Origin of the sequence: Sphingobium subterraneum (genome assembly GCF_014199435.1) — a bacterium.
In the GTDB taxonomy this organism is placed as follows: Bacteria; Pseudomonadota; Alphaproteobacteria; order Sphingomonadales; family Sphingomonadaceae; genus Sphingobium; species Sphingobium subterraneum.
Genome location: NZ_JACIJP010000002.1, coordinates 83,550 through 106,548, shown reverse-complemented (window position 1 = coordinate 106,548; position 22,999 = coordinate 83,550). Strand labels below are relative to the sequence as shown.

The following is a 22,999-nucleotide window of genomic DNA, read 5'->3' as shown; positions in this document are numbered from 1 at the left end:
GTACTCCTCTCTGGTGTGAAGGCTTTCGAAACCGCGAGCGTCGCTGTTCGGCGCGGTGGCAGGTCGGAAACGGAGATCAGGATGTCCCGCGTCGTTGTGGGCCGTCCGGTGCCCGTGCGCGGACGGCGCACGGGCGGGAGAGGTCAGAAGCGGAATTCCGCCGTGACACCATAGGTCCGCGGCTCGGCCGGCGTGTAGTTCGTGCCCGTAGCCTGGCCACCATAGGCCGCGCGGTAGAACTTGTTCGTCAGGTTCTTTCCCCAGAGCTGCAGGCGAACATGGTCTTCATTCAAGCCCAGCTGCACGCGGGCGTTGACGAGCGAATAGGCCCCCTGCCGGACGAAGTTGTTGGATGCGGTGTAGAAGCCGTCATTGTAACTGTAGTTTACGTTGAACGCCAAGGTGTTGGGACCAACGGGAACGCGGTAATCGATCGCCGCATTCGCAGAATATTTGGGCGAATTCTGGAGCTTGTTGCCCGATGAGTCGCCGATGAAGGTCAGGTTTCCGCCACCCGGTAGCGGAGTGAGCTGCGTATCGCCCACGAAGGAATTGATCTTCGTGTCGAGCCATTCCGCCCCGGCGGTCAGCGTCAACTGGCTGGAAACGGCGAGCTCGGCGTCCAGATCGATGCCATAGAGGCGTGCCTTGGCCGCATTGCGCAGCGCGGAAATGCCGTTGAAGGTCTGCGAGAACTGGATGTTCTTGTAGCTGTAATAGAATCCGGCGGCATTGAGGCGAAGGCGGCGGTCGAACAGGCTGGATTTCAGGCCCACTTCATAGGCGTCGAGCACCTCCGGCTTGACCGGATCGCGTTGCAGCGCATTGACGTTGAACGTACCGCTCTTGAAGCCACGGTTATAGCTGGCGTAGGCGAGCACATCCTGTGCCAGATCATGATCGATCGACGCGCGCCAAGTGAGCTTGTTGAAATTCGCTGATGGTGGCGGCGAGAAGGCTGTTACGGTCACCACGCCTGCCGGGGTTGTCGAACGTCGTTCTCCTGCGATCCGACGGTTTTCCCAAGTATAACGCAGCCCAGCGGTAATGCGGGTCGCTTCGCCCAGTTTCTGTGTGACCTGACCATAGATGGCTTCGGAGCGCACCTTCTGGATGCCGATCGTGTCGGCACGGTTGGCGCCGCGCGACGTGCCATAAGCGCCGAAATCCTGCGTGCCTTTGTAGGTGAAGCCATAAACGCCCAGGGTCCACTGGAAGCTTCCTCCGGCCTTGCTGGAGAGCTTGAGCTCCTGGCTCAACTGATGCTCGTAAGTGTCCGCGCTGGTGACCAGGAAGGGCAGAGGGGTGTAGTCGTTGTCGACCTGAAGAAAATAATGGCTCTTTTGATAGGCGGAGATCGACTGAATATCGGCAAAGCCCAACTCATGGTCGATCTTCAGCGAGACGCCGTTGCTGGTCGTGCGGATATAGGGCTCGATCGTGGTGTTGATGTCATAGCGGCCGCCATTGGCGGGAAAAAGATTGCCGTCGACCGACGTCCGCAGGCCCTCTTCCACGCGAAAGCCGGTGCCGACCGACGACCGGTACCAGGAATGATCGCCCGCCAGAACCATGGACGTCGCGTCATCGAGATCGAATTTCAGTTTTCCGCGCACGTTGAACTTGTTGGTAAGGCCGATGTCTTTCCCGGTGTTGAGGTTGGTACCCCAGCCTTTGCCCTGGTTCTGATATTTTACAGAGACGTCCGCCGCGACCTTCTCGCCCAGCGGCGCGCCGAGATAGGCGGTGGCGACGACCGTATCGAAATTCCCATATCCGACCCGCGCCATTGCCTCCGGCTTTTTGGGAGGGTCCTTCGTGATGATCTGGATGAGCCCGCCGGTCGCATTGCGACCGAACAATGTGCCCTGTGGTCCTTTGAGAACCTCAATCCGGGCGGCGTTCTCGACGTCGCTGACAGCGGATGACTTCGTGCCGATATACACGCCGTCGACATAGATCGCGATCGAGTTTTCCGTGCCCGGGCCATTGCCGGATGTGCCGATGCCGCGCAGGAACGGCGAGCCCAACCCGACGGACTGGTTGAAGACCAGACCCGCCGTGACGCTGGCCAGACCCGATGTGGAGGTCACGCCGGAGCGCTCCAGCTTCGCGGCGTCGAACGACGAGACGGCAATGGGAACTTTCTGAAGATTTTCAGACCGGCGTTGGGCGGTGACGACGATTTCGTCGAGGCGGCCATCGCCATTGTCATTGGCGGCAGGCGTCTGTGCAAAGGTTTGCGCCGGGCACAGTGCAAGCGCAGTTCCGATGAGAAAGGCTGATCGTTTCATGATTTTCCCCCTTGATGAATTTGGCGTCGACGGCGGCTGTGGCCGGTTGATCCGTGAAGGACACGCCATCGACTCACATCAATATGTTGTGAGATCTCAGATAATAGTCAACAGAAAAAACATGTTTGTTGAATAAACCGCAAATTTCTTGAAAATTTTTCGGGCAAATATATGCCAATTGCATGAAATATATTTCACGCATTCAGTGTATTTATTTCAAAATATACCCAAATTACATATTTTATATTTATTCAATAAGGGATTTATTCAATATTTTTTATAATCCATCCATGTTTGTCGTTGGTTATTCCCGAACAATAGCGTTTTTGTTTACTGCTGAATGTTGCAATCGCCAGTCGCCAGTTTGCCGCTCCTTCCCGCTGCAAGATGCGCAGCCGGGCATCGCGAGGAATCGAAAAGGACGCGAGTGCTCTATTGCGTTCCGAGGGATCTGCCGCGTCGAGGCGGCTGGCCAACATCGCGGCATCGGTAATCGCGGTCATAGGCTCGCCCACTGTCGAGCTGGGAAATTCGGGGCGGAAAGCCAGGATCAGCAAGGTGTCTGCCTGAAACATCATACCGTGCCCGACAGGAACCCAGGCCTCTGCGCCTTGCAGCAAGAGGCGCAACTGCTCCGCCGCGTCCGCAGGGCGGGTTTGCAGGAGGTTCGCAATGGCCCGTCCCAGCGCCTGAGCGCATGTCAGCGCCGAGCGGCGCATATCGGGTCCGGCGGCTACCGATGGCACGGCGAACGTAGCCAGCGTAGTGGCCAGCACAGCCGATGCTCCTTGGTACAGCATCGAGCGACGCGACAGGGGATGAACGGAGTGCATCAGGCTCTGCCTTCCGGGCGTGTATGAAATATGTCGGTAAACCAGTCGCTTATGGCGTCGACGGCGGTGGCCGGATTGTCGACATTGCAGTGCAGGTCGCCCCCGATATCGGGGCCGATGGTGAGGAGCTCCGCGCGCGGGCTGCCGGTCGCCTCCAGCACGATGCGTTCTGCGTGGGCCGCAGGCGTTTGCGGGTCGTTCAGTCCCGCCACGACGAGCAACGGCACGTTGATTTTCGGGACATCGTTCTGCACGCTGTAGGACTGCATCTTGTCGTACAGCTGCTGATTGTCGATGGCGCCGTACGCCCAGCGCTGTTGTTTGGCGCGGCCTTCCTCATAGGGTGTGGCCAGTGGCCCGGGGTCGGATGGTCGCCCATGCGCGAAATAGCGGTGCGTGGGAAAGCCGTAGCCGGGTGACCAGGATACGCATGCCTTGATGCGCGGGATCCGCGCGGTCGCCATAAGCGCGAAAATACCGCCGAAGCTGCTTCCGCAGACGCCGATTCGTTCCGCGTCGATATCGGATCGCCGGGTCACTTCGTTGATTGTGGCAATCGTGTAACTTTCTGGATCAGGGCGATATTTCAGTCCAAGGTGGTAACGTGCCGATCCGCTCCCGGGATGGTCGAGCGCGATCGAAGCAATACCGCGCTTGGCCAGCTGGGGCGCGATGCCGATGAAATACTGCCATTCTATCTGGCTATGCGTGCCGTTAAGGTGAATGACAACGGGCGATGGCCCGTCCGTTTCGGATGGCGTGAACAGCGCGTCGAGCATCACGCCCTCAAACGGGATCTGGAAAAATTCCGAGCGGCTGTGCGGTGCCCCGCTCAGCGCCAACCCTTTCTTGAACGCTGCGCGGGCACGGTCGAACGTCGTCAGCTTCATGGGGTTGTAGAAGTCCGTCATGAACCAGCCGAGGCAGTCGAGGATCGCGGCTTGCCGGAGCAGCTTATTGCCTGCGCTCAAGGAACGGCCCAGCGCCAGATCGGCAGCGATCATGCGTTCCAGCCGGTCCGCCACGGCATTCAGTCCCTCGGCGGCGGCGGCCGGAAATTCTGGAGATTCCGGCGGTGAGCCTGCCTTGAGGACCGCCTGCGCCTTGCGCAGACCGTCGTCCAGATCGCCCACCGGAACACCCGACGCAAGAGTATTGCACAGCAGCAGGTTCGGCCAATATTGTCCCGGAAAATAGTCGATCACTGGCTACTCCGATGCGATGCCTCAAGTAGCTCCTATTGTGAGATCTCATAAATAAGGATGTCAAGTGCCGTTTTTCGCCGGAAAATTTAAATTCCTGGCGAAGGCGCCCGGCGTCAGCTTCCCAGAGGAAGAGCCGTTGTCGATTTGATCTCCTGCATCGCGAACGAGGAACTCACATCGTGGAGGGGAGCGACCTTGGTCAGCTTTCGGTAGATCCGGTCGTAGTCGGCGATATCCCGCGCCACGACCTTTAAAAGATAGTCGACGTCCCCGCTCATGCGGTAGAATTCGACGACTTCGGGAATTTGCGAGACACCGTCGGCAAAGGTTTGCAGCCATTCGTCGCTGTGATGCGAAGTGCGAACGGCGACAATCACCGTCACATGGAGGCCAAGGCGTTCCGGATTAAGGATCGCAACCCGGCGGTCGATGACCCCCTCCTGCTCGAGCCGTTTTATGCGTTTCCAGCAGGGGGTCTGAGACAATCCTACACGTTCGGCGATTTCGGATACCGACAAAGTGGCATCATTTTGCAGGATTGTAAGAATTTTCCGGTCGAAGGCGTCAAGAACAAAATTCTGCATAATAGGCCAATCCGTAAAATTTCATCCACATTAATGGGTAAACTCGAGGAAAAAAAGAAATATGTTGCCGGAGATTGAAGCTAAATTCCGTGCATGACAGCGAAGGAGATAAAATGTTGGATCGACTGTTTCTCGATCATCCACGGGCCGTTCGGGAGAGCTATGGGGAGCATTTTGTCGCCGCCTGCGGCTTCGGTGCGGCCATGATCGTGGGCGGGATCGCGTGCGTGCTGCACGCCGTTGTGCCCGCATTGTTTGTCCGGACCGGTAGTGATGTTGTCCGGCGCCTGCATGAGCGCATGGTCGTGAAGCGGGTGAAATCTGCCGGGGATGGAGAAGCGCTGCCGGCTCCTCAGGATTAGGGCGCCGGAGCTGTCGATGACGCGATTGACCAGTACCAAGAAACATGTCGCGCAGGCCGAACCCGTGCGGAAAGAAACGGGACGTTCCATGCGCCATGAGCCCACAACGGCGCATTCCGGCACCGCTTACGCGTGATGAGGCGCTGACCCTGTCCCTCTCCCCCACACATCGCATGATGGCAGCCGATCTCTATGGCGACGTCCCCGCGGCCGAGCCGCGTCGGTGGCGGGCCACTGTGCCCGGTCTCACCGTTGTCGCACTGGGTACGCTGGCGGCCGGCTTCATATCGGACCATTACGGCGCGCCGCTGACCCTGATGGCGCTGCTGTTGGGCCTTGCTCTCAACTTCCTGTCATCCGACGCCCGGTTAGAGGCGGGGCTGGTTTTTGCGTCGCGCACCCTGCTGCGCTGGGGGATCGTGTTGGTCGGCGCGCGTGTCACTCTCGGTCAGGTTGCGGATCTGGGGCCGGAGGCGCTGCTCTGCATCGTGGCGATCGTCGCAGTGACGATCGGTACAGGCCTTCTGGCTGCGCGCCTGATGGGGTTTGACAGCGCGTTCGGCGTGCTCGCGGGAGGAGCGGTCGCGATATGCGGTGCCAGCGCGGCCATGGCATTGAGCACGACGCTCGGCGAAAAGCGGGTAAGCGAGGCGCAACTTACCTTGGTGTTGATCGGCATTGCGGCGATGAGCGCTTCCGCGCAGGTGCTGTACCCGATCATCGCCCATCTTCTGATGCTGTCTGACCTCTCGGCGGGCTTTCTGATGGGCGCGTCGATCCATGATGTCGCCCAGTCGATCGGTGCCGGGTACAGTTTTTCGGAAGGGGCCGGTCAGACCTCGGCGATCGTCAAGTTGACGCGCGTGGCCTTGCTGGCGCCTGTGCTTGCGATTGTCGCGTTTGTCCTGACCGGTCGGAGCGCCGGGGCCGGGCGGATCGGCGTGCCCTGGTTTGTGGTCGGCTTTTTTCTGCTGGCGGGCGTCAACAGCTGTGGCGTGTTGCCCGCCCTGGTGTCGACCGTCAGCGTCAAGGCCGCAACCGCCTTGCTTGCGGCGGCCGTGACCGCCACGGCGATCCGCTCTCCGCTGCCGCAGTTGCTGGAGGCCGGGAGAAAGCCGCTGATCGTTATCGGCGCGGCGACCGTCGTTGCGTTCCTTCTCTCGCTGGCGGCCGCTCTGTTCGTTATAAGATAGGCACGCGCAACCGCTACGCGTCGTGCTGCGCTAAGCCGATGGGGGCGTGTGTCCGTCCTGCGCGCGGCTGCGGCCTGCGCGCCAGAAGCAGTAGGCGCCCGCGAGCTGCGAACAGGATATCCCAACCAGTGCCCAGGCAATGCCGCGGGCACCGTATATCGGGGTCAGAAAATCGCTCGTCGCGCCGACCAGAAGCGGACCCGCGGTCGCGCCAATCAGGCTGGCGCTCAGCGTCATCAGCGCGGAGGCAGTAGCGCGCATATGCGGCTCGGCAACGCTTTGCGCCATTGCGATGGGCGGGACCGCCGCGGAGAGGTAGAGGAACGTTGCCAGGAAGGCGCACACCGCGCTGGCGGGCGAACTTGGGACCAGCCATGCGAGGATGGCCAGGCTTCCGGACAACAGCAGCGCGGCGGCGATGGGCAGCATCTGGATACGCGGCCATCGTTTACCGACGAAGTCGAAGACCACACCGCCCAGCAGCAGGCCGATCGATCCGCCCAGGCCGTTGGAAAAGGCGATGAACGATCCCGTCTGCAGTGCCGACCAGCCATGCACCCGCATGAAAAAGGCTCCGACGAAGGCGGTAAGCGAGAAGCCGAACATCGAAATGATTGCCTGTCCCACGAAGAGAAACCGGAATACCGGGCGCTTCCACAAGAGCGCGAGGGCGCTCGTCAAGTCGGAGAATTTGCCGTTTGACACGGGCGCGCTGGCCTGCGCCTGCACCTGTTCGCGGGTGGAGGGCAGCACGAAGAGCAGCAGGGGCACGGTGAGCAGGCCGACCGGGCCAAGCACCAGAAATGCGGTCCGCCAGCCATGATCGTCGCTGAGCCATCCCCCGAAGAACGAGCCGAGACCAACACCCAGCGGCAGACCCATCGAAAACAGGGCCAAGGCTTTGCCGCGTGCGGAGACCGGCAAGCGAAGGCTGATGAGCGAATGGCTGGCGGGATGGAGGCTGGCCTCACCCAGCGCAACGCCGATGCGCATGGCGGCCAGTGACCAAAAGCTGTTCGCAAAACCCCCGAGTGCGGTCATGATCGACCATGTAATGGTCGACCCGATAATGGCGACCTTGTGATAGCCCCGGTCAATGATCCGCGATAGCGGGAGCGCGAGCACCGAATAGACCAGTGCGAATGCGAAGCCGCTCAGCAGGCCGATCTGCAGATCGGAGAGATGCAGGTCCGCCTTTATCGGCTGCGCCAATATGGAGATCAGCGCCCGGTCCGTATAATTGATCGTATTCAAGAGGGTGAGCGTCAGGACAAGGGCGATTCCTCCCCCCAGCTTCCGATGGCCAACGCCCTTTCCCTGGCTCAAATGGAATTCCTTGTGGTGACGGCAATCGGGCACGGCGTGGCCGCTGGCGATTGCCGAAAACGAGAGGGCTTGGGGAGGGCGGCCACCGTCAACCGAGGGCGGCCGGAGCGGACCAGCGCAGGAAGCAGGCGTCGTCCAGCGCTTCGAAGGCGTCGACCGTATCGCCCGGCCGTACCTGAAGAAATTCTCCGGGCCGCCAGGTCAATGTTTCCGTTCCTGCCGAGGCGGACACGGTGCCGCTTTCGAGCCAGTAGATGTCTTCGCGGCCGCGCTTGCCGATCGGCAGCCGGGTATCGCGCGAAAGGGTTACGCGGGTGACCTGCATGCGGGGTGTGTCGAAGATATGCCGAACGTCCGCACCGACAGAGGGGCTGTCATCACCGGACGCTTCCGGCTCGACATCCTCCCACGCACGAAAGGTGAGGCGCGGCTTCTTGTCGGGATCGCCATCCCATTTGCCGACCTCCTCGGCAGGCAGGCGATGGCTCCAGGCATCGGTTCGGGCCGGGGCAAAGGCGCAGATTGAGATGTAGTCCCCGAATGTTGCGATGCGCTGCGTCGCGGCCCCGGCCGGTCGCCACATGAACAGGCCCTGCCGGGCATCGACGACCGCACCGTCGCTTTCGGCGCGCACGCTGCCCTGCACATTGTAGCAGAACTCGTCCCTGTTGTAGGCATACGGTATCTGGACGTCGAGTTCGACCCGGGAGACATTATAGCCGAGGTCCAGCGTGGCAGGACCCCCGTGCGGATGGGACAAGATACGCCGGTGGACATGCGTCCCGTCCCGATGTTCGGCCGCGTTCGGATTGATCGTCGGTTCCACGTCTTCCGGCCGGATGATCTTCATGGCAAGGGGGCCTTTCCCATCAGGATGCGGCTCAAGCCGACAGCGCTTCGCGCGCCGCGGCTTGGGCCGTGTAGCGATTGACGACCGTTGGAAGGCCCATGTTGGCGCGGAAGGTTTCAAACTCATATTCTTCGCGGAACAGACCGCGCTTGCGGAGGATCGGTACAACGAGTTCGAGGAAGTCCTCGACCCTGCCGACCGAGCTGCCCACGTTGAAACCCGAGACGGCCCCCTTGCGGAACCAGTTCTCACACGCGTCCGCGACCTTTTCCGCGCTGCCGATGAAGTCGGTGCGGGGAATGGCGAAGCGGCGGGCGACATCGCGCAGGGTCAGTCGTTCCGTGCGGGCGATTGTCTTGATGAAGTCGCTGATGCTGCGATAGCTGTTGTCGCCGACGTCGCCGATGTCCGGGAACGGCGCATCGGGGTCATATTGCAGGAAATCGTGTGAGCTGAAGAAGAAGCCCAGCCACTTCACCGCGTCTTCATACCGCACGAATTCGCATGCTTCGCGGTATTTGCGTTCTGCGTCCTCTTCCGTTTCCCCGACGATGGCATCCATCGCCGCGAGGAAGATGATGTCATCCGGTTTGCGGCCGTAGGTCACCGCGCGCGCTTTCACGTCGTCGAAAAATTCCTTCGCGGCCTCGATCGTTTTCGGGATCCCGAAGATCGCGTCGGCGGTCCGCGCCGCTAGATCGCGTCCGCCGTCCGAGGCTCCGGCCTGAAACAGCACGGGATGGCCCTGTGGCGATCGTGCGATGTTGAGTGGACCGTCGACCTGAAAGAATTCCCCCTTGTGGTTGAGGGCGTGGAGCTTTGAGCGATCGTAAAACACACCGCTGTCCTTGTCGCGGATGAAGGCATCGTCTTCCCACGAATCCCAGAGACCCTTGGCCACCTCGACATGCTCGGCCGCGCGCCGATAGCGTTCCTCGATGCTCGACATGGTCGAATGGCTGTGATTGCGGGCCGCGCCTTCAATGCCGGATGTCACAACATTCCATCCCGCCCGGCCCTTGCTGATCAGGTCGAGCGAGGCGAGTTGCCGCGCGGCGGTGAACGGTTCTGTGTACGATGTCGATATTGTCGCAACCAGACCGATATGGCGCGTGTGCGTCGCCACCGCGCCCAGCAGGGTCAGCGGCTCGAGCCGATTGAGAAAATGGGGCGAGGAATCAGGAGTGACGTGAAGCGTGTCGGCGATGAAGATGAAGTCCGCCTTCGCTGCCTCGGCCAGCTTGGCCTCGCGGATGTAGTTGTCGATGTTGACGCTGGCATCCCCGGCGATATGGGGCCGCCGCCAGGCCCAGTTGGAGCCTCCCACCCCGTCCAGAATAACACCGATCCGCATCTTTCCATTCTGCATATGCAATCCTCTCAATGATGGGAGGATGGGGTCGTGTCGCCCATCCGCGCCATCCTCCTGGTCAATTCCTCGGTGGTGAGAAAACGCAGACCGATTCCATGTCGGTGCTGATCGTTATGTGGGCTGCCGAGCCTGCGGGCTGGAAGATGAACGATCCGGGCCTGAGCGCCGTCTGTTGCTCGCCATCGTCCAATATGCCCTCGCCGGACAAAATGTAGCACACGCCTTCGACCGGCGCGGCGGGAACGGCAAAGCTAATGCCCGCCTTGTAAGCGTTGTATCCCGCGTCCAGGCGTTCCGCTCCGTGCTCCTGCCGGGATATGGCGCGCTTGTGAACAGCAAGCCCGTCGCGATGGAACGGCGTATCCAGTTGGGTGGGCGCGAGCGCGTCGAGATGGACAACCGCCACTTTGGGCATTCTGTTTCCTTTCGTTCCGGACAGCGCCACGAATGGCCGTTGCCTGCGTTCGCAGTCCGGCGACCGAGGGAGCGAGACTGTTTTGGAATCACGGTACGCCAGACGCTAACCTATTCTGAGATCGTAGATCAAGAATTTTTTATTTTTGGCGCAGCTAGGCTTTCAACGTCTGCGAGCGCGCCCGTCGCATCAGCAACGCCGACACCGGAAGGCCGATGGCAGCGGTAACCGACAGCGAGAGGTGGAGCAGGAGCGGATCACCCAGCACCTTATCCGTAATCAGCGCAACCGCGAGCGGACCGAGGGCATAGCCGCCGATCGAGATCACCAGCAGATAGACGGCGAACAGCTGCGCCCGCATTTCATTGGGTGTGATCGCCTGCAAGATGGTCGGAGCGAGCGCCGACGGAACGGTCAGCAATGCTATCCCGAGATAGATGACCACCAACGTGGCTGCGCCGCTCGGCATGAGCGGTGCGATGGCCAGAAACGGCAGCGCGCCCAGCGCCGACCAGAGCACGAGGCTGATTTCGACATTCGTGCGGCCCTGCCGGTTGAGGCGCACGCTGATCCAGCCCGAGCATAGAATGCCTGTTACGCCGCCCAGCGCGATGATCGCACCATAGGCGTAGCCGGATTGCGCGGCGGTCCAGCCGAAGCTGCGGATCAGCATGGTCGGCATCCAGGTATGAAACCCGATAAGAACCAGCACCGCCATCGCGGTCCCCAGAAAATGCGGGATGTAAAAGCGGCGGCGGGCGATGATGAACGCGGCGACTTCGCCCGTGCGGGGGAGGACGTCGGTTGTCGCGCGTTCCGACCGCGGGGGTTCGCGTACCGTCAGGAATATTGCCGCGAACAGCATCCCGGCGACCCCGAGGATGATGAACACTGCCTGCCATGTATGAACCGGTCCGAAGAGCGGCAGAACCACATCCTGCGCGCTTCCCGCCATCGCGATGATGCTGCCGCCGATCATCATCGCGATTCCGGCACCCGCCGTGGTTCCGATGGTCAGAAAAGCGAGCGGGCGGGCGCGTTCTTTCTTCGGGAAATAGTCGCTGATCAGCGAAATGGCGGCCGGTGACAGGCCCGCTTCGCCGACTCCGACACCCATCCGGGCAAGAAAAAGCTGCACCGCGTTGCTGGCGCTCCCGCACAATGCAGTCATCACACTCCAGGCGAATACGCTGAATCCCGCGACCGATCGCCGGCTTCCGCGATCGGCGATCCGGCCCAGCGGGAAACCCGCGAGGACATAGAGAATGGTGAAGGCAAAGCCATGGATCAGGCTGACCTGCGTATCGGACAGGGCAAGATCGCGCTGGATCGGCGCGATCATCAGCGCCATGATCATCCGGTCCATAAGCGAAAGCGTCAGCGCGAGAGCGAGGACGACGACCACCCACCAGGCATAGCCGTTGCTGCGCCAGCTCCAGTCTGCGGCTGCCCCGGCCGGATGGGCAGTGGATGTGGGAGAGGCCTGCGCCTCGTCTGTCAGATTACGCTCCATATCCGCTCTCCTGTGACGATGGTCTGTAGTCGTCGTGTATTCTTCGAAAGCCTCACGTGATGGCGCCGCGGCCAATATGGGCCATCACACCTCATTGCATTAACTGAGATCGCACATAGGATTAAGCCGGATGTTGGGCGGGGTTGTCAAGCGGCTTTGCGCTCCTGTGTCTCGGCGTCTCCCCGCTACGGGAAAAGGGCCGCCCCGCACGGATGCGGACGGCCCTTGTCATACCAAGCGTGTCGGTAGGGATCAGCCGACTGTGCCGCCCAGCCGGTCGGCGACCCAATCCAGGCAATAGTCGGCCGTCATGCTCTTGATGTCGATGCCGCAATGTTCGCAGCTGCCCTCGCCGATTGTGAAGACCTTGAGTTCGGCCTCGGCGGCATTGACGGCGCCCTCCACCGTCTTTTCGGCGTGATACAACGGCACCTGACGATCATTTTCGCCGTGCGCCACCAGCAGCGGGCATTCCAGCTGGGCGATCACGTCTGTCAGGTCACGGCGGGCAAATTCGGCAACGGCTTCGTGGATGTCGTCCTTGCAGGTGACGGTCATCAGATGCTCGGCCATGTTGGACAGGCCTTCGGAGACATTCTTGCCCTTGCCCAGGAACATGTCCTGTGTGGCCTGATCGATGTAGAACAGGGCGCCCACGCAGACGCAGCACTTCAGCCGCTTCTCGAACGCGGCCACGCGTGGCGCATCATAGCCACCGGCGCTGATCCCCGCGACGCCAATGCGGTTGGCGTCGATGCTGCCATGCTTTTCCAGTGCGTCGACGAAAAGTCCCGCGGAAATTTCCGTGTCATGACCCTTGGGAAGGTGATGGAAGCGCTGGGCTTCCCCCGTGCCCTCCTGATCGACAAACAGCATCGCGATACCGCGCTTTGCCGCTGATTTCGCGTACATCAGATAATGCATTTCCTTGATGCTGTCGAAGCCGTTGAGGAAGATCATGCAGGGGTGCGGACCCTGTCCTTCCGGCAGGTGGAGCCAACCCGCCAGTTCCTTGCCCTTGTAAGGAACCGTGATCCGTTCCGCCCTGTCGCCACGGCTCGAAACGCCCTCGGCAAAGGCGTTGTGCGCCTTGCGATAGGTCGCCAGGCGACGGGGGTCTGCATGGGACATGTTGCGCTCGGCGATCAGAAAATAGTTGCACGCGCGCAGAAGCTTCTCCCCGGCGCTGAACTTCCAGCCGCGTCCCAGATCCTTGTCGGCGAGATCGAGGAGATGTTCGCCCAGGCGCGACCAGTTCTGATACCAGGCCTCCTCTGCGGCAGCGCGGCTGAGGGTGCTGGTTGTCGCCGAGAGTGGCTTGCAGGCAATGTCGATCTCGGACATTTCGCCGCCGATCGAGAGACTCGCGGCGACGCTGAGGCTCCAGGCGTAATTGTTGGGGAAATATTCAAACACGCTTCAAACTCCTGACCGATATGTTTCTAGTTCTGAGATCGCACTGTAAACAAATGGAGTCAAGTTGGCAAACGGCTCTGTTGGGGCACTTTATAGCACGGGCGTGGTGACGCGCTGAAGAATGATACCGGGCTTATCTGCCGTTATCGTCTACCGTCGCCCGCTTGGCCTCGCGTTGTGTTGCTCTTATGGTCACCCGGGTAAGACCCGCCCAGAGCCCGGCGGGCTGACCTGTGAGCGATCGCCCTAGGCGGGGGTCAGCGCGAGCAAATGCTCGGTGATCACGGCAGCCGCGTCGAGCAGATCGCTCCGAATGGCATCATCGACCTTTTTTGCATCCCGTTCACGCAGGCCGGTGATGATCGAATAATGATGCTCATAGGTCGTGGTTTCAAACCGGCCGTCGAACACGAAGTGGAGGAGCGGACCGATGCGGGTCCAGACGTTTTCGACCAGCGACAACGCATAGGGCATCTTCGCGGCGCTGTAGATGTTGAAGTGCATCTGTTGGTTGTAGTTCAGGACCTGACGCCAGCTTTTCGACTGCGCCATGCGGTCCTGCAGCCATTCCACCTTGTCGATCTGCGCACTGGTAATGAGAGGGACGGCTTCCTGAGCCAGCAGCGTTTCCAGTCTCAGGCGAATCTGCAGGATTTCCTGAAATTCCTCTTCGGAGGGAAACGGAATGATAAAGGCGCTTTTGGCCGAGCTTGCCAGTGCGCCATCGGATTCAAGGCGCTTCAGCGCCTCGCGGACGGGCATGGTGCTGATGCCCAGCGAGGAGGCGATCGACCGGCTGCTGATCCGGGAGCCGGGCAGCATGGCTCCGGACATCAGCGCCCGGCGGAGCGAGGTATAGACTTGCCGCTCGATCGGCTCATTCTCGTTAAAGGACAGCGCATCCAGATCCGGAGCGGGGATCGGTGTACGGCCCGGTGAGCGGCCGCGCTTTTTAATCTGCGCTATGGTCATGGTTTTAAGAGCCATAAGCGGGGGGCGGGGTCAAGAGGCGTTCTGGTGGGCAGAGCGCCCTCCGCCGATCGGAATCCCGCCGTCGGCTCTCTTGTCGAGCGCCGTTTCCGGATCGGCAAGAAGGGCGTGCCGGACCGCCCGTGTCTGGAGATAAACGCCAGTACCGCCTCCTTTGATAATGGAACGAAACGATATTGTTCCGTTCCCAATGCTGTGGTATGATCCTTTTGCGACGGATGCAAGAGGGGCGGTCATGATGCACCAACGTTCTTCCCCGGCACAAGGCGTGGGACGCTTGAGCGAGGTAAAATCTGAGATCTCAAATATTGTTGACCGTGCTGCGCGTCGGAGTTATCGCATCATGCTGAAACCAGGGATCGGGCTGCAAAAATAAGGGCTGGCGTGGCGTCAGCCGACGAAACGAGGCGGATAGATGATTTTTCGGGATTTGGGTCCTGTGCGTCAGGTGGCGTATGTGGTGCACAACATCCGTGCCGCGATGGCGCACTGGATCGATACCATGGGTGTCGGGCCGTTTTTCTACTTCGAGGAAGCGCCGGTGCGCGATCTTCGGTATAACGGCGCGCCATGCGATGCGCGGCTGGGGGTTGCCTTCGCGAACACCGGTTCGATGCAGATTGAGCTGGTCCAGCCGCTCGACCATCATCCATCCGCTTTTCGCGCATTCCTGGACAGCGGTCGCGAGGGGCAGCAGCATCTCGCCTACTGGACGCAGGAGCTCGACCTTTGGGTGGACCGTGCGCGATCGGCGGGATTGCCCATAGTCCACACCGGCTACACCGGCGCGCCGGATGGGCGCTTTGCCTATGTCGATACGCGCGGCCTTAACGGCACGATGCTAGAAATTTCCGAAGTGCAGGGGCGCAAGGCGCAGTTTTTTGCGGAAGTGGCGCGCGCCGCCGCGGAATGGGACGGCGCTGACCCTGTGCGCGAGATGGGAATCTAACCAATTTATTGAGGGTGGACGATAATATGAGGTTTGCGACTGACACCGGGGGTACTTTTACCGATCTCGTGGTCGAGGATGATGAGGGCGCCATTCGCCTGTACAAGGCGGCGACGGTTCCCAGCGATCCGGTCAAGGGCGTTCTGGATGCGTTGACGCTCGCGGCCGAGGATCGCGGTATGGATCTCCCCTCGATGCTCGCCAAGGGTGAGCTGTTCATCCATGGCACCACCCACGCAATCAACGCGATCATCACCGGGCGTACCGCCAGGACCGCGCTGCTCGTAACCAAGGGCCATCGCGACATGATGATCTTCCGCGAGGGGGGGCGTCTGGAGCCGTTCAACCACGCCGCGCTGTTCCCCAAGCCGTTCGTACCGCGCTCGCTGACTTTCGAGGTGGAGGAGCGGCTTCTGGCGGGCGGTGAGGTACAAACCGGGCTGGATGAGGCCCATCTGCTCGGCGTCATCGGCCAGTTGCGGGCGGCCAAGATCGAGGCGGTGGCGGTTTGCCTGCTCTGGTCGACCATGAACCCGGCGCATGAGCTGCGCGTGGGCGAATTGCTGGCGGAGCATTTGCCGGGCGTTCCCGTATCCCTGTCGCACGCCGTCAACCCGACGTTGCGCGAATTCCGCCGCGCTTCGTCCACGGCCATCGACGCCTCGCTCAAGCCGATCATGTCCCGCTATATGGGGGGACTGACGCAGCGGTTGCTGGACGCTGGCTTTGCCGGTGAAGTGATGGTTCTTACGTCGTCCGGCGGACTGATGGCGGGGCAGGACGTCGCCGAACATCCGGTGCGGATCATCAACTCCGGCCCCTCGATGGCGCCCATTGCCGGACGGCATTATACGAATCTTGATGCGCCGGGTTCGAGCGTCATTGTCGCCGACACCGGCGGGACCACCTATGACATCAGTCTGGTGCGCGACGGCATCGTCCCGATGACTCGCGAGTTGTGGATCGGGGAACCCATTCTGGGCCAGCTTGTCGGTTACCCTTCCGTCGACGTGAAGAGCGTCGGCGCGGGCGGTGGATCGATCGCCAGCGTGGACGCAGGCGGGTTGCTGCATGTCGGTCCTGCGAGTGCCGGTTCGGTTCCCGGCCCGGTGTGCTATTCGCGCGGCGGCACAGAGCCAACGGTGACGGACGCCAGCGTCGTGCTCGGTTATGTCGATCCGGACTTCTTCCTCGGCGGCAAGATGAAGCTGGACCACGCGGGCGCCTATGCGGCCATTGCCGAGAAGATCGCCAAGCCACTCAACATCTCGGTGGAACTCGCCGCCTGGCACATCCTCCAGCTGGCCACGCAGAACATGGTGCAGGCGATCGTCGACATCACCGTGGCGCAGGGCATTGATCCCGCCCGATCGGTCCTCATCGGCGGGGGCGGAGCGGCTGGCCTCAATTCCGTGTTCATCGCGCGCAAGCTGGGCTGCGAGACGCTGATCATCCCGGAAACCGGCGCGGCGCTGAGCGCGGCCGGCGCCCTGATGTCCGACATCGTATCGGAATATTCCGCCAGCCTGTTCCTGAGCACAGCCAGCTTCGATTTCGGGAAGGCGCGGGCCGCCCTTTCGAACCTGCGTTCGCAATGCGACGCCTTCGCGGCACGGTCCGGTGCGGATGCCGGATCGACCGACATCAGCGTCATCGCCGAAGCGCGTTACGAGAATCAGGTGTGGGACATCGATGTGCCTGTGCCGGGCGGGCGTCTGGATACCGACGCGGACGTCGCGGCGTTCCGCGAAGCGTTCGACCGGGCGCACGAGACGATTTTCACCATCCGCGATTCAGGTTCGCAGGTCGAGATCGTCGGGCTGCGGGCCACGGTCCGGTGCAAGTTGCGCGAAGAGGCGAATTTCCGCCTCGCGTCCGAAGAAGGGACGGTCGATCGTCCCGCTACCCGCAAGACGTTTTTCGAAGACAGCGGCTGGACCGATGCCGCCATCCACTATCTCGAAAAGCTGCCGGTCGATCAGGACAATCACGGTCCGGCGATCATCGAGTCGAACTTCACCACGATCGTGGTGGATCCGAAGGCCACATTTCGGCGCACGCCGTCCGGCAGCCTGATCATCCATCCCTGAGGAATGAGCGCACATGACTAAGCAAATGAACGGCGCCGAACTGGCTCTTCTCAACAGCGCTTTTGAAGGCGTAGTTCGGAAAATGTCGAACACCCTGCTGCGGACGGGGCGTTCTGGCGTCATCAACCGCGGCAAGGATTTCTCCTGCTGCATCGTCACGCGCGGGTGTGAACTGCTGGCCGTGGCGGACAGCCTACCGATCCATGTCCTGAGCGGCCCCGACATGATGGCCGAGGCAATGCACCGTTTCCATCCGACGTTGAAGGCCGGGGACGCCTATCTCAACAATTCGCCCTATCATGGGTGCTCGCACCCGGCGGACCATACCATCATCGTTCCGGTAATCGACGACGCTGGGGTCCATCATTTCAGCGTCGTCGCCAAGGCGCATCAGGCGGACATCGGCAACAGCGAGCCGACCACCTACATGCCCGCTGCACGGGACGTGTACCAGGAAGGTGCGCTTATCTTCCCGGCCGTGAAGGTGCAGAGCGACTACGAGGATATCGAGGACATCATCCGCATGTGCGAGATGCGGATTCGCGTGCCCAAGCAGTGGCGGGGCGATTTCCTTGCGATGATCGGCGCGGCGCGCATCGGCGAGCGCGAGCTGATCGAGCTGGCGCGCGAACATGGCTGGGACAAGCTCCATATGTTCGAGCGCCAATGGTTCGACTATAGCGAAACCCGTATGGCCGAGGCGATCCGTGCCATGCCCAGCGGCAAAGTCACCGGCACGAGCCGCCACGATCCGTTCCCCGGCCTTCCCGAAGACGGGCTGACCGTGAAGGCCGAGGTCGAGATCGACGCGACCGAAGGGCGCATCGTCGTCGACCTTACCGACAATGCCGATTGCGTTCCCAGCGGCGTGAACCTCAGCGAGGCGTGCGCGCGGACGTCCGCGATGATCGGCGTCTTCAATTCTCTTGATCCCAAAGTGCCCAAGAACGCGGGCGCTTTCCGGCGCCTTGATATCCGGCTGCGCGAAGGCTGTGTCGTGGGCAAGACTCCGCACCCGTTCAGCTGCTCGATTTCCACCACGAACATGGCGGACCGTGTGGCCAACGCCGTTCAGACCGGTATTGCGACCCTCAACGGCCCGTGGGGCATGGCGGAAGTCGGCGCTGGCCTTGCCCCGTCGCTGGGCGTGATTTCCGGCATCGATCCCCGGACGAAGCAGGTGTATGTCAACCAGATCATGCTCGGTTTTTCGGCGGGCGCGGCGACGTCCGTCGGGGATGCGTGGCAGACGACGGCGCATCTCGGCAATGCGGGCATGTGCTATATCGACGGAGTCGAGCTCGCCGAGCTGTATCAGCCGATGGTCCTGCGCAAGCGCGAATTCCTGATGGACACCGAAGGGGCGGGACGCTATCGCGGCGCCTCCTCGACCGTCGTCGAGTTCGGGCCGGTGCGTGGCACGTTCGATGTCGGTTATTGCTCGGACGGTCATGAAAATCCGCCCAAGGGCGTGTGCGGCGGCGGCGTCGGCGGCAAGAGTGACCAATGGATCGAGACACGCGATGGTGAACGCAAATTCCTCTCCCCCATCGGCGTCAATCCTGTCGGGCGTGACGAGATGCTGATCGCGGTTTCGACCGGCGGCGGTGGCTATGGCTCGCCGATGGAGCGGGATGCCGACGTGGTTGCGGAGGATGTGCGCGAGGGGTGGATCTCCAGCGAGCGGGCGAAAAGCGTCTACGGCGTCGTGCTGAGCGCGGATGGCGCGGTCGACGCGGCGGCCACGGCCGAACTACGCCGCCTATGAAGCCGGGCAATGTCGCTGAATATCGGGAGGCGGCGCGGCGCAAGCTGCCCGCTCCGTTCTTCCATTATATCGATGGTGGGGCGGACGAGGAGCGCAGCCTGAGGCGCAACAGCGAAGCGTTCGGCGACATCCGGTTCAACCCCAGAACGCTTGCCGATGTTTCGCGCATCGACACGAGCACGCAGCTGTTCGGCCGCGACGTGGCGATGCCGCTCTATCTCTCGCCCACCGGCATGACCCGGCTGTTCCATCACGGCAAGGAGCTGGCTGTCGCACGGGCAGCGGCGGAGGCGGGCATTTTCTATAGCCTGTCCACGATGGCGACGACGTCCATCGAAGACATTGCCGCCGCAAGTGGCGGGCCGAAGCTCTTCCAGATCTATATCTTCCGGGACCGGGGCCTGAGCCGCGAGTTCGTCGAACGCGCGAAGGTGGCAGGCTATGATGCGCTGGCGCTGACGGTCGATACGCCGGTGGCCGGGAATCGCGAGCGCGATCGGCGGACCGGCATGACGATGCCGCCGCGCTTTGGCCCCGAGAGCCTGCTGAGCTTCGCGATGTGCCCGGAATGGACGTTCAACTTCCTGCGCAGCCCCGATTTCCGGCTGGCCAATGTTGCGCACCGTGTCGATGCGTTGGCCGGCGGGGCGATGGGCATCATTCAATATGTGAACAGCCAGTTTGACCCCGCGGCCACGTGGGAGGATGCCGCCTGGCTGGTCCGCGAGTGGGGTGGGCGCTTCATCGTCAAGGGTGTGCAGAGTGTCGAGGACGCCGTCCGGGCGAAGGCGATCGGCGCCACCGGTATCATGATTTCCAACCATGGTGGCCGGCAGCTGGACGATGTGCCTGCTCCGATCGAGCTTTTGCGCCCCATCCGTGATGCGGTCGGCCCGGATATGGAGCTGATCGTCGACGGCGGAGTCCGGCGGGGCAGCGATGTGGTGAAGGCGGTGTGCATGGGGGCGAACGCCTGCTCCATCGGGCGGCCCTATCTTTATGGACTGGCGGCGGGCGGACAGAAGGGCGTGGCGTCGGTCCTTTCGATTTTCCGGAGCGAGATGGAGCGGACGATGACGCTGCTCGGGCGGACCGATATCGCCTCGCTCGATGAAAGCGCGATCGCATCCATCGGCGCATGAGCGTAGCCGGTTGAGTGGAGAGGGGACGAGCATGACCGACCTGTCGGACCTTAGTGCGTATACGAACAACCCCGTGCCCCTGCCGATCACCGGCGGATGTGCCTGCGGCGCGCTGCGCTATTCGATCGACGCCCAGCCGCTGATCGCCCTGCAATGCCATTGTGTCTACTGCCAGAAAATCTCGGGCACCGGACATGGCTGTTTTGTCGTGACCCCCGGAGAAGCGGCGACAACGACCGGCGAAGCGCGGGAATTCACTTATGTCGCCGACAGCGGTGGGACATCATTCCGTTATTTCTGTCCGCAGTGCAGCGCGATGGTGTTCGCCAAGCTGAGCCGCCACCCGGAAACCTTTGTCGTGGCCGCCGCCAGTCTGGACGATCGCGAAAATTACCGGCCGTCGGTCACGGTATTTGCAAAGGAAGCCACGAGCTGGGATCCGCCCGCGCCGGGCCTGACATTGTTCACGGAAGGGCTGGGCTAGACAACGGACGCCGCGCAAGCGTCCCTATGCCGAGTCCAGCGGCAGTTGCGTGGTCGACTTGATCTCGGACAGGGCGACCATCGAATTGATTTCCTGCACGCCGGGAACCTGCGACAGTTTCTCGAAGAAGAACCGTTCATACGCCTCGATATCGCGGGTGACGATCCGCAGCATGAAGTCGGCGCTGCCCATCAGCACGAAACAGTCGAGAACTTCGGGGAATTGCTGGATCGCGTCGGTGAAGCGGGAGAGGTCTGCGCGGCCCACCGTAGTCAACTTCACCTGAGCGAAAACCTGCGCCTTCAGACCGATCTTGTTGCGGTCGAGCAGGCTGACCTGGGCACGGATGAACCCCTCCCGCTTGAGGCGCTGAACGCGCCGCCAGCAGGGCGCTTCCGACAGGCCGATCGTCGCAGCGACATCCGCGTTGGACCGGGATGAGTCGGCCTGCAGCAATGCGAGAATATGGCGATCATAAGCATCAAGCGATTCTGGCATAATATTTTCTTCAAAAAATTATAATGAGAAAGAACCTTTCTCAAAAATAGCAATAATGGGCATGTTTGGCAATTTTTTTCAGGCGATTTTCTGGTATTCGCTGGGGAAATCCATGGAGCGGAGACCATGAAGCACTTTCTATCTGGGCGCAGGAAGCAACCGGTCGCAGCCCTCATTGCGGCCCATTTTGCTGCACCATGCTGCGCAGCATGGGTGTGGTCGTAGTGATGACACGGTTCCAGGTTCAGGCTGTCGCCGACCCGCAGAGCGTGGCGCGCATCATCGAGCATTTTGCGCTCCGCACCTTGCTGCCGACAAAGATTCTGGCCGAGCGCGACGACAGCACGCTTGCCGTCACCATAGAGCAGCCCGGTCTCGAAGAAGCCACGGCGCACCTGATCCTCGAAAAAATCCGTGGCAGCGTGCTCGTTCTGGATGCGTCGTTGTCCCTTCTCCATCCAGCCGAGGTTGAAGCATGATCAGGAACAGTGTCGGACTGCATGTGCCGGAGCCGTGCAGCCGTCCCGGCGAAACGCCGGATTTCTCGCACATCGAGGTACCTCCGGCCGGTAGCATGCCGCGCCCGGCTGTCGATGCTCACGCCGCTGGAATGCGCGACTTTGCCTACGGCCTTATTCGCGTGCTCGATGATGAGGGGCGCTGTCAGGGCGAATGGGATCCGCAGCTTTCGTCCGATGTCCTGATTAAGGGTCTGCGCGCGATGATGCTGACCCGCGCCTATGACGCGCGCATGGTCCGCGTTCAGCGGCAGGGGAAGACGAGTTTCTACATGAAGTCCACCGGCGAGGAGGCCGTTGCCGTGGCGGCAACCATGGCGCTCGAACGGGGGGACATGTGCTTTCCGACCTATCGCCAGCAGGGCATATTGGTCGCGCGTGGCTGGCCGCTCGTCGATATGATGAACCAGGTCTATTCCAACAGCCATGACCGCCTGAAAGGGCGGCAGATGCCGGTCTTCTATTCCAGTCGGGAGGCGGGTTTCTTTTCGATCTCGGGCAATCTGGGCACGCAATACAGCCAGGCGGTGGGCTGGGCGATGGCAGCCGCTGCCGATGGCAATCGCCGCATTTCCGCCGCATGGATCGGGGAAGGCGCCACGGCGGAGGGGGACTTCCATTATGCGCTGACCTTCGCGAGCGTCTATCAGGCGCCGTGCATCCTCAATGTCGTGAACAACCAGTGGGCGATTTCGTCCTATTCGGGAATCGCGGGCGGCGAAAACACGACCTTCGCCGCGCGCGGGCTGGGATTCGGCATTCCAGCGCTGCGCGTCGACGGCAATGATTTCCTGGCGGTCTATGCCGTCACCGCCTGGGCAGCCGAGCGGGCGCGATCCGGGGGTGGCCCGACTTTCATCGAGCTGTTCACCTATCGCGCCGAAGGGCATTCCACATCAGACGATCCCACCCGCTATCGACCGGCGACCGAGGCGGCAGCGTGGCCGCTGGGCGATCCGATCGAACGGCTAAAGCAGCATCTCGTGGTTCACGGACACTGGTCCGATGCGCAGCACGAAGCACTGCAGAGGGACCTGGAGGACGAGGTGAAGGCGGCAGGCAAGCTCTCCGAAAGCTACGGCACGCTGAAGGAAGGCGACCGGCTTCCCGCGGCGACGATGTTCGACGATGTCTATCGCGACCTGCCGCCCCATCTGATCGCGCAACGCGCGCAGTCGGGAGTGCTAGCATGACCGC

General features: G+C 61.7%; 21 protein-coding genes. 9 read left to right on the top strand and 12 right to left on the bottom strand.

Annotation, left to right across the window (positions count from 1 at the left end):
• Window positions 1-143: 143 nt before the first annotated feature.
• The 4 genes from FHS92_RS07215 to FHS92_RS07200 all read right to left on the bottom strand — a co-directional run bounded on the left by FHS92_RS07215 (window position 144) and on the right by FHS92_RS07200 (window position 4,916).
• A complete protein-coding gene (locus FHS92_RS07215; protein WP_184079079.1) occupies window positions 144-2,294 on the bottom strand; it encodes a TonB-dependent receptor in 2,151 nt (716 codons plus the stop codon).
• A 263-nt stretch (window positions 2,295-2,557) separates the two neighbouring features.
• Window positions 2,558-3,013 (bottom strand): hypothetical protein, encoded by a 456-nt coding sequence (locus FHS92_RS07210; protein ID WP_184079077.1) that lies wholly within the window; start codon window positions 3,011-3,013, stop codon window positions 2,558-2,560.
• Window positions 3,014-3,126: 113 nt separating this feature from the next.
• Window positions 3,127-4,332, bottom strand: a complete 1,206-nt coding sequence (locus FHS92_RS18645; protein ID WP_184079075.1) for an alpha/beta fold hydrolase — start codon at window positions 4,330-4,332, stop codon at window positions 3,127-3,129.
• Window positions 4,333-4,445: 113 nt separating this feature from the next.
• Window positions 4,446-4,916: an Lrp/AsnC family transcriptional regulator gene (locus FHS92_RS07200; protein ID WP_184079073.1), complete on the bottom strand. Its 471-nt coding sequence runs from the start codon at window positions 4,914-4,916 to the stop codon at window positions 4,446-4,448.
• A 113-nt stretch (window positions 4,917-5,029) separates the two neighbouring features.
• Between FHS92_RS07200 and FHS92_RS07195 the strand changes: the two genes are divergently transcribed.
• Together FHS92_RS07195 and FHS92_RS07190 are read left to right on the top strand one after the other, a co-directional pair.
• Window positions 5,030-5,278, top strand: coding sequence for a DUF6356 family protein (locus FHS92_RS07195; protein ID WP_184079071.1), 249 nt, complete (start codon window positions 5,030-5,032; stop codon window positions 5,276-5,278).
• Window positions 5,279-5,454: 176 nt separating this feature from the next.
• On the top strand, window positions 5,455-6,471 hold the full coding sequence (locus FHS92_RS07190; RefSeq protein ID WP_184080222.1) for a YeiH family protein: 1,017 nt from the start codon (window positions 5,455-5,457) through the stop codon (window positions 6,469-6,471).
• A 30-nt stretch (window positions 6,472-6,501) separates the two neighbouring features.
• On the opposite strand, the gene FHS92_RS07185 is transcribed toward FHS92_RS07190, so the two are convergent.
• The 7 genes from FHS92_RS07185 to FHS92_RS07155 all read right to left on the bottom strand — a co-directional run bounded on the left by FHS92_RS07185 (window position 6,502) and on the right by FHS92_RS07155 (window position 14,335).
• Entirely contained in the window at window positions 6,502-7,797 is a 1,296-nt protein-coding gene (locus tag FHS92_RS07185; RefSeq protein WP_184079069.1) for a spinster family MFS transporter, read from the bottom strand.
• Between the two features lie 88 nt (window positions 7,798-7,885).
• On the bottom strand, window positions 7,886-8,647 hold the full coding sequence (locus FHS92_RS07180) for a hypothetical protein (RefSeq protein WP_184079067.1): 762 nt from the start codon (window positions 8,645-8,647) through the stop codon (window positions 7,886-7,888).
• Window positions 8,648-8,678: 31 nt separating this feature from the next.
• Window positions 8,679-10,016 (bottom strand): LLM class flavin-dependent oxidoreductase, encoded by a 1,338-nt coding sequence (locus tag FHS92_RS07175; RefSeq protein ID WP_184079065.1) that lies wholly within the window; start codon window positions 10,014-10,016, stop codon window positions 8,679-8,681.
• A gap of 61 nt (window positions 10,017-10,077) precedes the next feature.
• On the bottom strand, window positions 10,078-10,434 hold the full coding sequence (locus FHS92_RS07170) for a cupin domain-containing protein (protein WP_184079063.1): 357 nt from the start codon (window positions 10,432-10,434) through the stop codon (window positions 10,078-10,080).
• Window positions 10,435-10,588: 154 nt separating this feature from the next.
• On the bottom strand, window positions 10,589-11,947 hold the full coding sequence (locus FHS92_RS07165; RefSeq protein WP_184079061.1) for a spinster family MFS transporter: 1,359 nt from the start codon (window positions 11,945-11,947) through the stop codon (window positions 10,589-10,591).
• 252 nt (window positions 11,948-12,199) lie between these two features.
• Window positions 12,200-13,363 (bottom strand): alpha/beta hydrolase, encoded by a 1,164-nt coding sequence (locus FHS92_RS07160; RefSeq protein WP_184079059.1) that lies wholly within the window; start codon window positions 13,361-13,363, stop codon window positions 12,200-12,202.
• A 246-nt stretch (window positions 13,364-13,609) separates the two neighbouring features.
• Complete coding sequence (locus tag FHS92_RS07155; protein ID WP_184079058.1) at window positions 13,610-14,335, bottom strand: GntR family transcriptional regulator; 726 nt, start codon at window positions 14,333-14,335, stop codon at window positions 13,610-13,612.
• Between the two features lie 433 nt (window positions 14,336-14,768).
• On the opposite strand from FHS92_RS07155, the gene FHS92_RS07150 reads away from it, so the two are divergent.
• The 5 genes from FHS92_RS07150 to FHS92_RS07130 are packed head-to-tail and all read left to right on the top strand — an operon-like array spanning window position 14,769 to window position 20,786.
• Window positions 14,769-15,302 carry a VOC family protein gene (locus FHS92_RS07150; RefSeq protein ID WP_221230961.1) on the top strand — a complete coding sequence of 178 codons (534 nt, stop codon included), beginning with the start codon at window positions 14,769-14,771 and terminating at the stop codon, window positions 15,300-15,302.
• Between the two features lie 26 nt (window positions 15,303-15,328).
• The gene (locus FHS92_RS07145) at window positions 15,329-17,392 is read left to right on the top strand and encodes a hydantoinase/oxoprolinase family protein (RefSeq protein WP_184079054.1); all 2,064 of its coding nucleotides are present in this window, start codon (window positions 15,329-15,331) and stop codon (window positions 17,390-17,392) included.
• A 13-nt stretch (window positions 17,393-17,405) separates the two neighbouring features.
• Window positions 17,406-19,160, top strand: coding sequence for a hydantoinase B/oxoprolinase family protein (locus tag FHS92_RS07140; RefSeq protein WP_184079052.1), 1,755 nt, complete (start codon window positions 17,406-17,408; stop codon window positions 19,158-19,160).
• Window positions 19,157-20,302 carry an alpha-hydroxy acid oxidase gene (locus FHS92_RS07135; protein WP_184079051.1) on the top strand — a complete coding sequence of 382 codons (1,146 nt, stop codon included), beginning with the start codon at window positions 19,157-19,159 and terminating at the stop codon, window positions 20,300-20,302. The genes FHS92_RS07140 and FHS92_RS07135 overlap by 4 nt, the downstream gene beginning before the upstream one ends.
• 31 nt (window positions 20,303-20,333) lie before the next feature.
• On the top strand, window positions 20,334-20,786 hold the full coding sequence (locus FHS92_RS07130) for a GFA family protein (protein ID WP_184079049.1): 453 nt from the start codon (window positions 20,334-20,336) through the stop codon (window positions 20,784-20,786).
• Window positions 20,787-20,810: 24 nt separating this feature from the next.
• On the opposite strand, the gene FHS92_RS07125 is transcribed toward FHS92_RS07130, so the two are convergent.
• Window positions 20,811-21,284, bottom strand: a complete 474-nt coding sequence (locus FHS92_RS07125; RefSeq protein ID WP_184079047.1) for an Lrp/AsnC family transcriptional regulator — start codon at window positions 21,282-21,284, stop codon at window positions 20,811-20,813.
• A 65-nt stretch (window positions 21,285-21,349) separates the two neighbouring features.
• Between FHS92_RS07125 and FHS92_RS07120 the strand changes: the two genes are divergently transcribed.
• Complete coding sequence (locus FHS92_RS07120) at window positions 21,350-21,763, top strand: hypothetical protein (protein WP_184079045.1); 414 nt, start codon at window positions 21,350-21,352, stop codon at window positions 21,761-21,763.
• Window positions 21,760-22,995 (top strand): thiamine pyrophosphate-dependent enzyme, encoded by a 1,236-nt coding sequence (locus tag FHS92_RS07115; protein WP_184079043.1) that lies wholly within the window; start codon window positions 21,760-21,762, stop codon window positions 22,993-22,995. Before FHS92_RS07120 ends, FHS92_RS07115 begins: the two co-directional genes overlap by 4 nt.
• The last annotated feature ends 4 nt before the right edge of the window (window positions 22,996-22,999 follow it).